The 14,248-nt window shown below is 70.8% G+C and carries 12 protein-coding genes; 3 read left to right on the forward strand and 9 right to left on the reverse strand.

All coding sequences use genetic code 11. The annotated features are described in order from the left end of the window. Positions 1 to 84: 84 nt before the first annotated feature. The 7 genes from gatC to ligA form a co-directional block, all read right to left on the reverse strand. A complete protein-coding gene (gatC, locus tag LG278_RS14730; protein ID WP_404388022.1) occupies positions 85 to 381 on the reverse strand; it encodes an Asp-tRNA(Asn)/Glu-tRNA(Gln) amidotransferase subunit GatC in 297 nt (98 codons plus the stop codon). Positions 382 to 504: 123 nt separating this feature from the next. Beyond that, positions 505 to 1,524 carry a branched-chain amino acid ABC transporter permease gene (locus LG278_RS14735; RefSeq protein ID WP_404388024.1) on the reverse strand — a complete coding sequence of 340 codons (1,020 nt, stop codon included), beginning with the start codon at positions 1,522 to 1,524 and terminating at the stop codon, positions 505 to 507. After that, complete coding sequence (locus tag LG278_RS14740; RefSeq protein WP_404388025.1) at positions 1,521 to 2,390, reverse strand: branched-chain amino acid ABC transporter permease; 870 nt, start codon at positions 2,388 to 2,390, stop codon at positions 1,521 to 1,523. The genes LG278_RS14735 and LG278_RS14740 overlap by 4 nt, the downstream gene beginning before the upstream one ends. 69 nt (positions 2,391 to 2,459) lie before the next feature. Next, positions 2,460 to 3,710, reverse strand: coding sequence for an ABC transporter substrate-binding protein (locus LG278_RS14745; protein ID WP_404388027.1), 1,251 nt, complete (start codon positions 3,708 to 3,710; stop codon positions 2,460 to 2,462). A 151-nt stretch (positions 3,711 to 3,861) separates the two neighbouring features. Beyond that, positions 3,862 to 4,659 carry an ABC transporter ATP-binding protein gene (locus tag LG278_RS14750; RefSeq protein ID WP_404388029.1) on the reverse strand — a complete coding sequence of 266 codons (798 nt, stop codon included), beginning with the start codon at positions 4,657 to 4,659 and terminating at the stop codon, positions 3,862 to 3,864. A 4-nt stretch (positions 4,660 to 4,663) separates the two neighbouring features. After that, positions 4,664 to 5,419 carry an ABC transporter ATP-binding protein gene (locus LG278_RS14755; RefSeq protein WP_404388031.1) on the reverse strand — a complete coding sequence of 252 codons (756 nt, stop codon included), beginning with the start codon at positions 5,417 to 5,419 and terminating at the stop codon, positions 4,664 to 4,666. Positions 5,420 to 5,652: 233 nt separating this feature from the next. Continuing rightward, complete coding sequence (gene ligA / locus LG278_RS14760) at positions 5,653 to 7,812, reverse strand: NAD-dependent DNA ligase LigA (protein ID WP_404388033.1); 2,160 nt, start codon at positions 7,810 to 7,812, stop codon at positions 5,653 to 5,655. 157 nt (positions 7,813 to 7,969) lie between these two features. Here ligA and LG278_RS14765 point away from each other — a divergent pair, with 157 nt between their 5' ends. Then, on the forward strand, positions 7,970 to 9,475 hold the full coding sequence (locus LG278_RS14765) for a long-chain fatty acid--CoA ligase (RefSeq protein ID WP_404388034.1): 1,506 nt from the start codon (positions 7,970 to 7,972) through the stop codon (positions 9,473 to 9,475). Between the two features lie 251 nt (positions 9,476 to 9,726). Continuing rightward, positions 9,727 to 10,965 (forward strand): Ig-like domain-containing protein, encoded by a 1,239-nt coding sequence (locus tag LG278_RS14770; protein WP_404388036.1) that lies wholly within the window; start codon positions 9,727 to 9,729, stop codon positions 10,963 to 10,965. Between the two features lie 85 nt (positions 10,966 to 11,050). Here LG278_RS14770 and LG278_RS14775 read toward each other — a convergent pair whose 3' ends face one another. Next, the gene (locus LG278_RS14775; protein ID WP_404388038.1) at positions 11,051 to 12,031 is read right to left on the reverse strand and encodes a methionine synthase; all 981 of its coding nucleotides are present in this window, start codon (positions 12,029 to 12,031) and stop codon (positions 11,051 to 11,053) included. Between the two features lie 81 nt (positions 12,032 to 12,112). Here LG278_RS14775 and LG278_RS14780 point away from each other — a divergent pair, with 81 nt between their 5' ends. Beyond that, positions 12,113 to 12,997, forward strand: a complete 885-nt coding sequence (locus LG278_RS14780; protein ID WP_404388039.1) for a GNAT family N-acetyltransferase — start codon at positions 12,113 to 12,115, stop codon at positions 12,995 to 12,997. 133 nt (positions 12,998 to 13,130) lie between these two features. Here the strand turns inward: LG278_RS14780 and mnmA are convergent, their stop codons facing one another. Further along, a complete protein-coding gene (gene mnmA / locus LG278_RS14785; protein WP_404388041.1) occupies positions 13,131 to 14,237 on the reverse strand; it encodes a tRNA 2-thiouridine(34) synthase MnmA in 1,107 nt (368 codons plus the stop codon). Between the last annotated feature and the right edge of the window lie 11 nt (positions 14,238 to 14,248).

Here is a 14,248-nt window from a genome sequence, read left to right on the forward strand (position 1 = left end):
GCGGTGTCGAGCGAGAGGGGGTATGCCGTGTGCCCGGGCCACGCGGCATACGCGAGGGTGGGTGGCCGGGCCGGCGCGCCGGGGTCAGTCCTCGGTGAGGATGCGGGGCACGGAGAAGCGCTGCTGTTCCGCCTCGGGGGCACCCGCGAGCACGGCTTCGGCGCCCAGGCTGGGGCGCACGACGTCGGGGCGCGTCACGTTGGTCAACGGCATCGGGTGCGACATCGGCGCCACGCCCTCGGTCGGGGCCTGCTGCACCTTGGCCACGGAGTCGAGGATGACGCTGAGCTCACCGACCATGCGGTCGAGCTCGGCGTCGGACAGCTCGATGCGAGCCAGGCCAGCGAGATGGGCCACGTCATCACGGGACAGGGAGGACATGCGGGCCAGTCTATGGGTCCACCAGACCACCCCGGTCCGGCGTGTCCGGGTGCGCTGGGACAGCGCGCGGAGCAAGCGGGCCGGGGTGGAGGTGGACGGTGCCAGAGGGTGCCTGGTGAGGCCTCAGTCGCGGTGCGCTCGACGACGCTCGATGACGTGCTTGCGCAGCGCGTTGCGGGCCGTGCCCCAGATGCCGTGCCGGAAGAGCAGCACGATGAGCACGAAGATGACGCCGGTGATGAGGCCGATACCCTCGAAGCCGGAGCTCGCGAGGTAGTCCTCGAGGGTGACCACGACGCCGGCGCCCACGAGGCCGCCCCAGAGGGTGCCGATGCCGCCGAGGACCGTGATCAGCACGACCTTGCCCGACGTCGTCCAGGCGAGCTCTTGCAGCGAGGCGAAGCCGTGGCTGATCGAGAACACGCCACCGGCGAGACCGGCGAGACCGGCCGAGATGACGAAGGCCTTGATCTTGAAGACCTCGACGTCGTAGCCGAGCGCACGCGCCCGAGCCGGGTTGTCGCGTACCGCGGTGAGCACCCGCCCGAAGGGCGAGTTGACGACCCGCCAGGCGATTGCGATGCCGATGACGATGAGCGCCGCACCGGCGTAGTAGAAGTAGAAGGAGTCGGTCTCGACCGCCTCGATGCCGAAGAAGGTGCGCGGGATGCCCTGGAGGCCGTTCTCGCCCCCGGTGAGGTCGCGCAGCTGGTTGGCGATGAAGTAGATCATCTGGGCGAAGGCGAGCGTCACCATGGCGAAGTAGATGCCGGTGCGACGCACCGACAGCCAGCCGATCGGCCAGGCGATGAGCATCGCGAAGACCGAGCCGCCGAGGACCGCGACGGGGAAGGGCACGCCCCAGTGGATCGCGATGAGGCCGGTGCAGTAGGCCGAGCCGCCCCAGAAGGCGGCGTGACCGAAGCTGAGCAGGCCGGTGAAGCCGAGGAGCAGGTCGACGCTGATCGCGAAGAGCCCCCAGCAGAGGATGTCCATCGCGACGGGCGGATAGATCCAGTAGGGCAGAAGGACGAGCACGGCGAGCCCGGCCAGCAGCATGAGGTAGCGCCACGGGCTGCGCCGCGACAGGATCGAGGGTTGCGCCAGGTCGACGTCGACCTTGGCGGTCATCTGCTCGCTCACGCGACCTCCTCCCTTCCGAAGAGTCCGGAGGGCCGGACGAGGACTACTGCGGCCATGAGGACGAAGATGACGATCTGGGCGTAGGCGGGGGCGTAGGCGACGCCATAGGCCTCGACGAGTCCCACGAGGAAGCCGGCGACCACGGCGCCGAGGATCGAGCCGAGACCGCCGATGACGACGACCGCGAAGAGGATGATGATGAAGTTGCTCCCCATCTCTGCCGTGATCGCCCGGCTCGGGGCGGCGAGCACGCCGGCGAGGCCCGCGAGGGCGATGCCGAATCCGAAGACCGGGGTGACCCAGCGCGTGACGTTGATGCCGAGGGCACGGGTGCGGTCGGCGTCCTCCGTGGAGGCCCGCACGATCATGCCGATGCGCGTCCTCGTCATGAGCAGGCCGACGGCGAGACACACGACGACGGAGAAGACGCACGCGAAGATCGCGTAGACCGAGAGGTTGACGCTGCCCACCGTCACCTGGCCGCCGAGACCCGCGGGGATCTCGTAGGGCAGCCCGGAGACGCCGTAGCGCTGCTTGACCGCCTCGACGATGATCAGCGTGAGGCCGAAGGTGAGTAGGAAGTTGTAGAGCGGGTCGAGCGCGAGCAGCCATCGCACGAAGAGTCGCTCCATGAGCACCCCGAAGCCGAACATCAGGATCGGCACGACGACGAGGGCCGCCCAGAAGCCGATGCTCAGCTCGGCGAGGAGCACCGCGGAGATGACGGCGCCGAGCATGTAGCAGGCGCCGTGCGAGAAGTTGACGACCCCGAGCACGCCGAAGATGACGGCCAGACCGAGTGCGGACAGGGCGTAGAAGCCACCGGCCGCGAGGCCTTGCAACGTGTACTGGATGAATGCGCTCATGTCGCTCGCTCGGGGTCGTCTCGGTCGTCTCGGTCGTTACGGGGGCGGCTCGGGGTCGTCAGCCGACGATCAGCCGAGCGTGCAGGCGGGGTTGACCTCGCCGTAGGCCTCGGCCGCGGGGATCGTCTTGACGATCTCCTCGTAGTCCCACTCCTCGGGCGCGGAGCTCTTGACCTTGGCGAGGTAGACGTCGTGGGTGACCGCGTGGTCGCCCTTGCGGATCTCGCCGTTGCGCAGGAAGACGTCGTTGATCTTCTTGCCCTCGAGCTTGGCGACGACGGCGTCGGCGTCGTCCGTGGCGGCCTCCTGGACAGCCTCGAGGTAGTTCAGCGCAGCCGAGTAGTTGGCGGCGTGGGCGAAGGACGGACGGGTATTCGTCTTCTCCGTGAAGCGGTCCGCCCACTTCCGGTTCTCCTCGTCGAAGTTCCAGTACCACGCGTCGGTGAACTGCGTGCCGGCGAACTGGTCGACGCCCAGCGAGTGGATGTCGGTGATGAACATCAGTCCGACCGCGAGCTGCACCGTGTCCTTGAGCGCGCTCTGGTTGAACTGCTTGACGAAGTTGATGAGGTCGCCGCCGGCGTGCATCGAGCCGACGACATCGGGGTCACCCTCGCCGGCCTTGGTGATGAAGGTCGCGAAGTTGTCGCTCGGGAACGGCGAGGCGATCGACTGGCCGACGGTGCCACCGGCCTTCTCGACCTCGGCAGTGAAGGACTTGTTCATGTCCTGGCCGAAGGCGTAGTCGGGGTAGACGATGTTCCACTTCTTGCCACCCTCCTTCGTGATCGTGCCTGCGGTGCCGCGCGCGAGGACGGCGGTGTTGTAGGCCCAGTGGAAGGTGTACTCGTTGCAGCTCGCGCCGGTCAGGGCGGTCGTGCCCGCGCCGATGTTGATGTAGAGCTTCTTCTTGTTCTTGGCCTGGGTCGCGACGGCGAGCGCGGCGGCCGAGTTGGGCACGTCGAGGATGATGTCGGCCTTCTGCCGGTCATACATCTCCTGCGCCTTGGAGTTGGCGATGTCGGCCTTGTTCTGGTGGTCGGTCGCGACGACCTCGATCGTCTTGGCGACGGCCTTCTCGCCGTACTTCGCCTGGTAGTCGGCGATGGCGAGCTCGATGGCGACCTTGGAGTTGGGACCCGAGAGGTCCTTGTAGACGCCGGACTGGTCGTTGAGCAGACCGATGACGATCTTGTCGTCGGTCAGGCCTCCGGATGCTCCGGCCTGCGGCCCGCCGGCCCCGCCGCACGCGGCGAGGGCGAGCGAGGCGGTGGCGGCGATCGCGACGGCCGAGACGCCGGTGGTGGTCCTGCTGCGCATGTCCCCTCCTGGGGGTGTGGTCGGTGGTGCGTGGGGATGGGTGGAGGAGGTGGTGCCGGGTGGTGGTGGTGCCGGGTGACACCGGGTCAGGTGTGGTGCCGGGTCGTGCGGGGTGCCGTTCGGCCCCGGTGGGACCGACGACGAGGGTGGGTCACATCCCGAGGTGGGTGAGCAGCTCGCTCTCGCGGGCTGCGAAGGCGTCGTTGGAGAGGTGCTCGACGACCCGGCCCTGCGCGAGCAGGTAGTGCCGGTCGGCGACGGAGCGGGCGAAGGTGACGTTCTGCTCGACGAGGAGCACGCCGACCCCCTGGGCCTTGATCTCGCGGATGATCTCGCCGATGCGCTGGACGATGACGGGGGCCAGGCCCTCGCTCGGCTCGTCGAGCAGCAGCAGGCGCGAGCCCATCCGGAGCACCCGGGCCATGGCGAGCATCTGCTGCTCGCCGCCCGAGAGCTTGGTGCCGGGGAAGTCACGGCGCTCGGCGAGGACAGGGAAGTGCTCGTAGACCTTCTCGATCGACCAGGCCGACTCGTGCACGACGGGCGGCAGCAGGAGGTTCTCCTCGACCGAGAGGCTCGCATAGATGCCGCGGTCGTCGGGCACCCAGCCGATGCCGGCGCGGGCGCGGGCGTCGGGGCTGCGCCTGCCGAGGTCGGACCCGTCGAGGCTGACGGTGCCCTTCACCTGCTTGTGCAGTCCCATGACGGAGCGCAGCAGCGTCGTCTTGCCGGCGCCGTTGCGGCCCACGAGGGTGGCGACCTCGCCGGGGGCGACGGTGACGCTCACGTCGGTCAGCACCCGGGCCTCGCCGTACCACGCCGAGAGGTCCGTGACGGTGAGCAGGCTGCCCACCCCGTCGCCCGCGGGCGGCGTCGCGGATGCGGCCTCCTGCTCCGTCGTCTGCTCGGTGGCCTGGGCGCTCGTGGGCTCGCTCAGGCGCTCGCTCATGCGCTCATTCATGGACGGCTCCGAGGTATGCCGTGATGACGCGTTCGTCGGCACGGACCTGGTCGTAGGGACCCTCCGCGAGCACCTGCCCCGACTGGAGCACGGTGACCCGGTCGGCCAGCGAGCCGACGACGTGCATGTTGTGGTCGACGAAGACGACCGTGCGGCCCGCCGACAGCGCCTTGACGAGGGCGATGGTGCGGTCGACGTCCTCGAGGCCCATGCCGGCCGTCGGCTCGTCGAGCAGCAGCAGCTTCGGGTCGAGGGCCATGGCGATGGCGAGCTCGAGCGCCCGCTTCTGGCCGTAGGCGAGGGAGGAGGCCGGTGCCCCGGCGCGGTCGGCGAGACCGACCTGCTCGAGCAGCTCCATCGAGCGCTCCCGGAAGCGGCCCAGGCGGGTGACCGAGCGCCACCACTGGTTGGCCATGCCGGTCGGGCTGGCGAGCGCCAGCTCGAGGTGCTCCTGGAGTGTCATGGCCTCGAAGAGGCTGGTGATCTGGAAGGAGCGGGCGATGCCGAGCGGTGCGATCTGCTCGGGCGCCTTGCCGGTGATGTCCTGGCCGTCGAAGTGGACCGTGCCGGACGTCGGCGTGAGGAAGCCGGTCAGCAGGTTGAAGAGCGTTGTCTTGCCGGCCCCGTTGGGTCCGACGAGGGCGTGGATCGTGCCGCGCTCGACGGCGAGGTCCACGTCGGAGACGGCTCGGAAACCGCGGAACTCCTTGGTCAGGGAGCGGGTCTCGAGCAACGGGGTAGCCGTCAAGGCCTGCACCTCCTCGTGCGTCTCAGGCAGGGTCGGGCGGTGGTCGCCCGGGCGTCGACCGGTGATCGACTCGGCACACTCTAGGAGGGCCCACCGGCGTGTGGACGGTGGGGCCGCACACACCTCGTGCGCTTCTGTGGGTGCCGCGCACATGCCTGCCGCCACGTGCCCGGAGCGGTGACTCCACGTCGACCCTCCCGTCGCGGACCGGTCACGGACCGGTCACGACGGGGTCACGATGAGGGGGCTCCGTCCGGCGAGCCCGTCTCGAGCAGCCGACGGAAGGCTGCTTCGTCGAGCACCGGCAGGCCGAGCTCCTCGGCCTTGGCCGCCTTGGTGCCGGCGTTGGCGCCCACGACCACCCAGTCGGTCTTCTTCGACACCGAACCGGAGGCCTTGCCCCCGCGGCTGATGATGGCCTCCTTCGTCTCGTCGCGCGAGAAGCCCTCGAGCGAGCCGGTGACGACGACCGTCTTGCCCTCGAGGGTGCGCGGTGTCGAGGCGTCGACCTCGTCGGCCATGCGCACCCCGGCGTCGGCCCACTTGCGCACGATCTCCTGGTGCCAGTCGACCTGGAACCACGCGGTGACGGCCTCGGCGATGACTCCCCCGACCCCTTCGGCCCCGGCGAGCTCCTCGGTGGACGCCGCCCGGATCGCGTCCATCGTGCCGAAGTGGGTTGCCAACGCCCGCGCCGCCGTGGGCCCGACGTGGCGGATGGACAGTGCGACCAGCACCCGCCACAGGGGCTGGGACTTGGCCTTCTCGAGCTCGGCGAGCAGCTTGTCGCCCCCGGCGGAGAGCACCCGGCCGTCGACCACCGCGTCCTCGGGGTCGGTCTTCTTCGCCGTCCGGGTGTAGAGCGGCACCCTCGCGAGCCTTTCGCGGGTGATGCCGTAGTCGCCGGCATGCGGGCTGTCGGCAGCGGGGGCGAAGAGGTCGCCCTCGTCGGTGACGATGCCCGACTCGAGCAGGGCGATCGAGCCCTCCCAGCCGAGGGCCTCGATGTCGAGACCACCGCGCGCGGCGAGGGCGAAGATGCGCTCGCGCAGCTGGCTCGGGCACGAGCGCGAGTTGGGGCACCGGATGTCCTTGTCGCCCTCCTTCTCGGGGGCGAGGGGGGTGCCGCAGGCAGGGCACTCGGTCGGCATGACGAAGGCGCGCTCGGATCCGTCGCGCAGGTCGACGACGGGGCCGACGATCTCGGGGATGACGTCGCCGGCCTTGCGCAGCACGACGGTGTCGCCGATGAGCACCCCCTTGCGCTCGACCTCGTAGGCGTTGTGCAGGGTCGCCTGCTCGACGGTCGACCCCGCCACGACGACGGGCTCCATGACGCCGTAGGGGGTGACCCGGCCGGTGCGCCCGACGTTGACCCGGATGTCGAGCAGCTTGGTGTTGACCTCCTCGGGGGGGTACTTGAAGGCGATCGCCCAGCGCGGCGCCCGCGAGGTCGCTCCGAGCTGACGCTGGAGCACCACCTCGTCGACCTTGACGACGATGCCGTCGATGTCGTGGGCCCGGTCGTGCCGGTGCTCACCGTGGAAGGTGACGAACTCCTCGACAGCGGTGATGTCGTCGAGGACGCGCACCTCGTCGGAGGTGGGCAGACCCCAGGCGCGCAGGGCGGCATACGCCTCGCTCTGGCGCTCGACGTCGAAGCCGCGGCGGGCCCCGAGCCCGTGCACGAGCATGCGCAGCGGACGCGACGCGGTGACCTTGGGGTCCTTCTGGCGGAGCGAGCCCGCAGCGGCGTTGCGCGGGTTGGCGAAGGGCGCCTTGCCCGCCTCGACGAGGCTCGCGTTGAGGTCGGCGAAGGCCGCTGTGGGGAAGAAGACCTCGCCGCGGATCTCGACGAGCTCGGGCACGTCGTCGCCGGTGAGGCGCGAGGGCACGCTGCGGATCGTGCGCACGTTGTGAGTGACGTCCTCGCCCGTGCGGCCGTCGCCGCGGGTCAGGGCCCGCACGAGCCGGCCCTTCTCGTAGAGCAGGTTGACCGCGAGGCCGTCGATCTTGAGCTCGGTGAGGAAGTGCGCGCCCGCCCCGACCTCACGCTCGACCCGCTCGGCCCAGGCGCGCAGCTCCTCGAAGGAGAAGGCGTTGTCGAGGCTCAGCATGCGCTCGAGGTGGTCGACCGTCTCGAAGCCCGTGGCGAAGGAAGCCCCGCCGACGTTCTGGGTCGGGCTCTCGGGCGTGCGCAGCGACGGGTGCTCCTCCTCGATGGCGTTGAGGCGCCGGATGAGCCCGTCGTAGTCGGCATCGCTGATCGTCGGCGCGTCCTTGACGTGGTAGGCGAACTGCGCCGAGCTCGCCTGCTCGGCGAGCTCGGCCCACTCCTGGTGGACCGCGGCCGGGATGTCGTCGGTCAGGGGGGCGCTGCCACTCTCGGTCACGCGCTCATCCTGCCAGCCGGCACCGACGACGGGAGTGCCGACGATCTGCCTCCGATCTGCCACCGTCCCCCATCAGCGGGCCTCCCACCCCGGGTCTGTTCACCGGGCTACTGACCAGTGACAATGGGCCGGAACCGGCCGGAGCAAAGGAGCCTCGATGACCAACCTCGCCAGCAACCTCGTCGCCACCGCAGAGCGGATCCCCGACAAGGTGGGCATCCGACTCGACCAGGTCGGGGTCACGTGGTCGCAGCTGCACCAGGCGGCCGCCCGGGTGGCCGGCCAGCTGCGGGCGGCGGGCCTCGAGCCCGGCGACCGCGTCTCGCTCATCCTCCCCAACGTCCCGGCCTACCCCGTCGCCTTCTACGGCACGCTCCTCGCCGGAGGGGTCGTCGTGCCGATGAACCCACTCCTCAAGGCGGGCGAGATCCAGTACTTCTTCGAGGACTCCGGCGCCCGCTTCAGCTTCGTGTGGCCCGACTTCGCCGAGGAGGCGGGCAAGGCCGCTGCCGAGACCGGCACCCGCCTCGTCGTCTGCGGCCCGATGGGCCCCGCTGACGGGCAGTTCGATGCCTCGGAGTCGGCTGCAGAGCCCGTCCTCGCGCCGGTCGAGCGCGATGACCAGGACACCGCCGTGATCCTCTACACGAGTGGCACCACCGGCAAGCCCAAGGGCGCCGAGCTGACGCACTTCAACCTGCACCGCAACGCCGAGGTGTCGGCGAGCGAGATCATGCAGATCACCGAGGACGACGTCATCATGGGCTGCCTCCCCCTCTTCCACGTCTTCGGCCTCACCTGCGGCCTCAACACCTCCGTGCTGCGCGGCTCGACGCTCACCCTGATCCCGCGCTTCGACCCGGCCAAGGCCATCGAGGTGCTCGGTCGCGACGACGTGACGATCTTCCAGGGCGTGCCGACGATGTATGCCGCGATCCTCAACCACCCGAACGCCGACCAGGCCGACACGAGCACCCTGCGCACCTGCGCTTCGGGCGGATCGGCGATGCCGGCCCAGGTCATGCGCTCGTTCGAGGACACGTTCGGCTGCCAGATCCTCGAGGGCTACGGCCTGTCCGAGACCTCACCCGTGGCGTCGTTCAACATGCCCGACGCCCCCACCAAGCCCGGCACGATCGGGCGCGCGATCCCCGGCTGCGAGATGAAGCTCGTCGACATCGACGGCAACGACACCCCCGCCGGCGAGATCGGCGAGATCGCGATCCGCGGCGAGAACATCATGAAGGGCTACTGGAACCGCCCCGAGGCCACCGCCGAGGCGATCCCCGACGGGTGGTTCCGCTCCGGCGACCTCGCCACCGTCGACGACGAGGGCTACTACACGATCGTCGACCGCAAGAAGGACCTCATCATCCGGGGCGGGCTCAACATCTACCCCCGCGAGGTCGAGGAGGTGCTCTACACCCACCCCGAGGTGCTCGAGGCGGCCGTCGTCGGCATCCCCGACGACCTCATGGGCGAGGAGGTCGGCGCCGCCGTCGTGCTGCGCCCCGGCGCGACGGCGACCCTCGACGACATCCAGGACTACGTCAAGGAGCGCATCGCCGCCTACAAGTACCCCCGCAAGCTCTGGCTGCTCCCCGAGCTGCCCAAGGGCCCGTCGGGCAAGATCCTGCGACGCGAGGTGCGCCCCTCCGCCTGAGCGCCCGCTCCCCCACCTCCCAGACCGGCCCGGCCGGGAGTGCAGGTATGCCGTCCGGCTTGGCCCCACGGCATACCTGCGGGTAGGGTCCTGCGCGGCCCCCCGCACAGCTGCGACACGCTGGACAACAGGCGTGCCGTTTTGTCGTACGCGCTGTCATCGGTGACACTGGTATCTGGTTCCAACCGACTCGTCACGACTTCGCCACCGGCGCGGAGCACTGCCACGCGGGTCACCGAGGGGATTGCTGCGTGAAGTCCACCATCCGTCACACCGTCGTCTCCAGCTTGGCCCTCGTGGCCGTGCTGGCCGTGTCCGCCTGCAACGCCACGGCCAACGCCGACGGGCCGGCCGCTACCGGCGCCGCTGGCACCACGACGACCTCCGCGAGCGCGGAGCCCACGTCGCAGACACCGACCGTCGAGCCCGTGGTCTGGAAGACCACGCCGGCCGACGAGGAGAGTGACGTCGCCGTCGACACCCGCGTCACGGCTGCGGCCGAGAAGGGCACGCTCGAGAAGGCGTCCCTGTCCTACCGCAGCAAGAAGGGCAACACCGTCAAGGTCGACGGCACGCTCGAGGGCGGCACGTGGACGGCCGGCGACCTGCTCGAGCCCGGCGTGAAGTACACCCTCGCCCTCGAGGCCAAGGGCGCCGACGGCACGACGACCGAGGAGACCCGCACCTTCCGCACGGCCAACCTCACGCTCGACGACCAGGTGTACGTCTCCGTCTCCCCGCGTGACGGCGGCAAGGTCGGTGTCGGCATGCCGGTCATCGTCCGGTTCGACCTGCCGGTCGTCGACAAGGCGAGCTTCGAGAAGAAGATGACGGTCACGACGACGCCGACCCAGGCCGGCTCCTGGTACTGGCTGTCGTCGAAGGAGGCGCACTGGCGTCCCAAGTCGTACTGGAAGGCCGGCACCAAGGTGAAGGTCGACGCCGACCTCAACGGCGTGCCCGCCGGCGGTGGCCGGTGGGGCGAGATGAGCCGCACCTCCGAGTTCACGATCGGTCGGTCGGTCATCGCCAAGGTCGACCTCAAGACGCACCAGATGAAGGTCGTCATCGACGGCAAGGTCGCCAAGACCATCCCCGTCACCGGCGGCTCCAAGGACTTCGTCACCCGCTCGGGCGTCAAGGTGATCATGGACAAGGTCACCAACATCACGATGCGCGCCGAGACGATCGGCCTCAAGGAGGGCGACGAGGGCTACTACGAGGACACCCCCGTCAAGTGGGCCCTGCGCATCACGCACTCCGGTGAGTTCCTGCACTCCGCCCCCTGGTCGGTCAAGGACCAGGGCCGGCGCAACGTCAGCCACGGCTGCACCGGCATGAGCGACGCCAACGGCGAGTGGGTCTACAAGAACATGATCATCGGCGACGTCGTCGAGACGACCGGCACCGACCGGCCGATGACGATGGGCAACGGCTACGCCGACTGGAACCTCAGCCCCGCCAAGTGGGCCGCGGGCTCCGCGCTCTGACGCCGCTCCACCGGTCCTGACAACGGCCGGCCACCCACGAGGGTGGCCGGCCGTTCGCCTGCCACTCCCCGCGACGGCGCCAGGGTCAGTCCGCGCTGCGCTCCTCGAGCTCGCGTGCGGTCTCGACCGCGGCGCGCTGCACGGCGCGGGCGACGTCGGGTGCGCAGGTGCCCAGGCCACAGGCCGGGGTCACGACGACGTCGAGGAGCCGGGCCGACGGCATACCGATGCGGCGCCACGCGGCGACGAAGTCGTCGGCCAGCTCTTGGGCACGCAGCCGGCTGCCGTCGGTGGGCACGAGCCCCGCGTGCAGCCGGAGGCCGTCCTCGACGGCCACCGCGATCCCCTCCCACGCGCGGGGGCGCAGCAGCGAGGTGTCGAGCGAGAGGGCCGAGGGTCCGGCGGCGCGCAGCAGGGGCACCGGAGGATCGGCGGCGCAGCAGTGCAGCACGGTGTCGCCGTCGTGGGCGCCGAGCACGGTCGCGAGGCCCGCAGCGGCCCGTTGCGGGTCAAGGCTGGGCAGCCGTCCCCAGCCCGACGAGGTGGGCAGCCGGCCGGCCAGCACCGTCGGCAGCGAGGGCTCGTCGACCTGGAGCACGATCTGGGCGCCGGGCACGAGCGACCGCACGGCCCCGACGTGCAGGCGGATGCCCTCGGCCAGCGACTCGACGAGGTCGCGGCACGCGCCCTCGTCGACGATGACCCGCTCGCCGCGGTGCAGCCAGAGGTCGGCGGCGAGGGTCCACGGCCCGACCACCTGCAGCTTGAGCGGCCCGGTGTGGCCGTCGAACGCCTCGGCGAGCTCGTCGAGGTCCTCGCGCAGGAGAGCCGCGGTGCGCTGGGCGTCGCGGCCGGGCCGGTCGACGAGCCGCCACCCCACCGGCTGGAGGTCGACCGGCAGCTCGACGAGCATCCCGGCCGTGCGGCCGACCATGTCGGCACCCGGCCCGCGCTCGGGCAGCTCGGGCAGGTAGGGCAGCTGCCCGTCGAGCAGCTCGCGCACCTGCCCCAGCGCATCGCGCACCGAGGTGCCTGGCCAGGAGCCGATTCCGGTCGCGAGCGTCACCGCGCCAGTATGCCGCCGCGCGGGGTCACCGCCGTCACGGGCCTGCCGCTCGGGCCGGGCGCTGTGGTTGGGTGGGCTGCTGTGAGGCGAGACTTCGGCGGGCCCGACGACCTGGTGGCGATGCAGGGAATGGCCTCGCGTCTGTGGTCACCGCACAGCCGCTTCCACCCGGGGCAGCTCGCCTGGAACCGCTACTCGCGACCGGTCGACGCCGCGGGGGTGGATGACGGTGAGGCCATCTCGATCTGGGAGGCCGGCGGCGAGGCGGTGGGTTTCGGCTGGGCCGAGGCCCCTGACTGGCTGGAGCTGCAGGTCGACCCGGCGCACCCCGAGGTCGCCGAGGAGCTGCTCGAGTGGTTCGAGGAGGTGAGCGACGCCGAGCAGCAGTCCGCCCTGGTGATGCAGGGCGATGTGGCCGAGCAGGCTCTGGCCGCAGCCGGATTCGCGCCCGAGGAGGACGGGCCGTTCTTCGTCCACCACGTGGTCGAGCTCGTCGACCTGCCGCCGGTGCCGGCGCTTGAGGGGTATGCGCTGCGCCAGGTCTCGGCGGATGAAGCGGGCCCTCGGGCGGCGGTGCACGCGGCTGCATGGTCCGACGTCGGTCCCTCGCAGGTCGACGCCCAGGCCTACGCGCAGGTGATGGCGGCGTGGGCGTATCGGGCCGACCTCGACTGGGTCGTCACCGATGCCTCGGGCGAGCTGGTGGCCTCGGCCCTCGTCTGGCTCGACCCGGCCACCGGAGTCGGTCTCGTCGAGCCGGTCGGGTGCGTGCCCGAGCACCGTGGTCGGGGCCTCGCAGCAGCCGTGACCCTCGCGTCGCTGCACCACCTGCGGTCGATAGGCGGCACGCTCGGGCAGGTGACACCGCGGGGGGACGACGGCTATCCGGGGCCGCAGCGGCTCTATCGCTCGCTCGGCTTCCGCCCGACCGCGCGCACCGTGACCTGGACCCGCAGCCTCGACTGAGCCGCCCGGCGCGGTGCGAGGCGGGATCAGGCTGCCGATCGGTCTGCGATCACTGTCGCCCTGACAGCACCAGACGCCGACTGATTCGCAGACTGATGCCGCGGGTGTATCAGTCTGCGGATCAATCTGCGGATCAGTCTGCGTGTGCTGCTGCGGGGGCGCGTTCGAGGCGGGAGGCGGTGATCGTGGCCGACCCGATGACCCGGGTGCCGTCGTAGAGCACGACCGACTGGCCCGGTGCGACGCCGCGGATCCGGTCGTCGAGCCGCACCTCGACGCGCCCCTCCTCGGCCCAGGCCGTAGCCGCGAACTCCTCGCCGTGCGCACGCACCTGCGCGCCCACCCGCACGATGCCCTCGGGGGGCGGACCACACCACCGGGCATGGTCGCCCGAGATGGCGTTGACCCCGAGCAGGTCGGCCGTGCCGACGACCACCTCGTTGGCCGCAGCGCGCACCTCGACGACGTAGCGCGGCTGTCCGTCGGCCGCCGGGCGCGAGAGCCCGAGGCCCCGACGCTGACCGACGGTGTAGGCGTAGGCGCCCTCGTGGTGACCCACCACCGCTCCGGCCGTGTCGACGATGTCGCCGGGCGCCTCCCCCAGCCGCCGCGTCAGCCACCCGCGCGTGTCGCCGTCGGGGATGAAGCAGATGTCGTGGCTGTCGGGCTTCTTGGCGATGAAGAAGCCGCGCTCGGCTGCCTCCTCGCGGATGCGGGGCTTCTCGGTGTCGCCGAGGGGGAAGAAGGCCCGCGCGAGCTGGTCGGCGTCGAGCACACCGAGCACATAGCTCTGGTCCTTGGCCGCATCGACCGCCCGGTGCAGCTCACGGCGGCCGTCGGCGGTCTCGACGATCTGCGCGTAGTGGCCGGTGGCGACGGCGTCGAAGCCGAGCGCCACGGCTTTGTCGAGCAGGGCTGCGAACTTGATCTTCTCGTTGCAGCGCAGGCACGGGTTGGGCGTGCGGCCGGCGGCGTACTCGCGCGTGAAGTCCTCGACGACGTCGCGGTTGAAGCGGGCCGCCATGTCCCACACATAGAACGGGATGCCGAGCACGTCGGCCACCCGGCGCGCGTCGCCGGCGTCCTCGATGGTGCAGCAGCCGCGCGCGGACTCGCGCAGCGTCGCCGCGCTCTGGCTGAGGGCGAGGTGCACGCCGACGACCTCGTGCCCGGCGTCGAGCATGCGCGCAGCGGCCACCGCCGAGTCCACGCCGCCGCTCATCGCCGCCACGACCCGCATCAGTCGGCCCT

Source organism: Humibacillus xanthopallidus (genome assembly GCF_044793955.1).
Taxonomy (GTDB): domain Bacteria; phylum Actinomycetota; class Actinomycetes; order Actinomycetales; family Dermatophilaceae; genus Humibacillus; species Humibacillus xanthopallidus_C.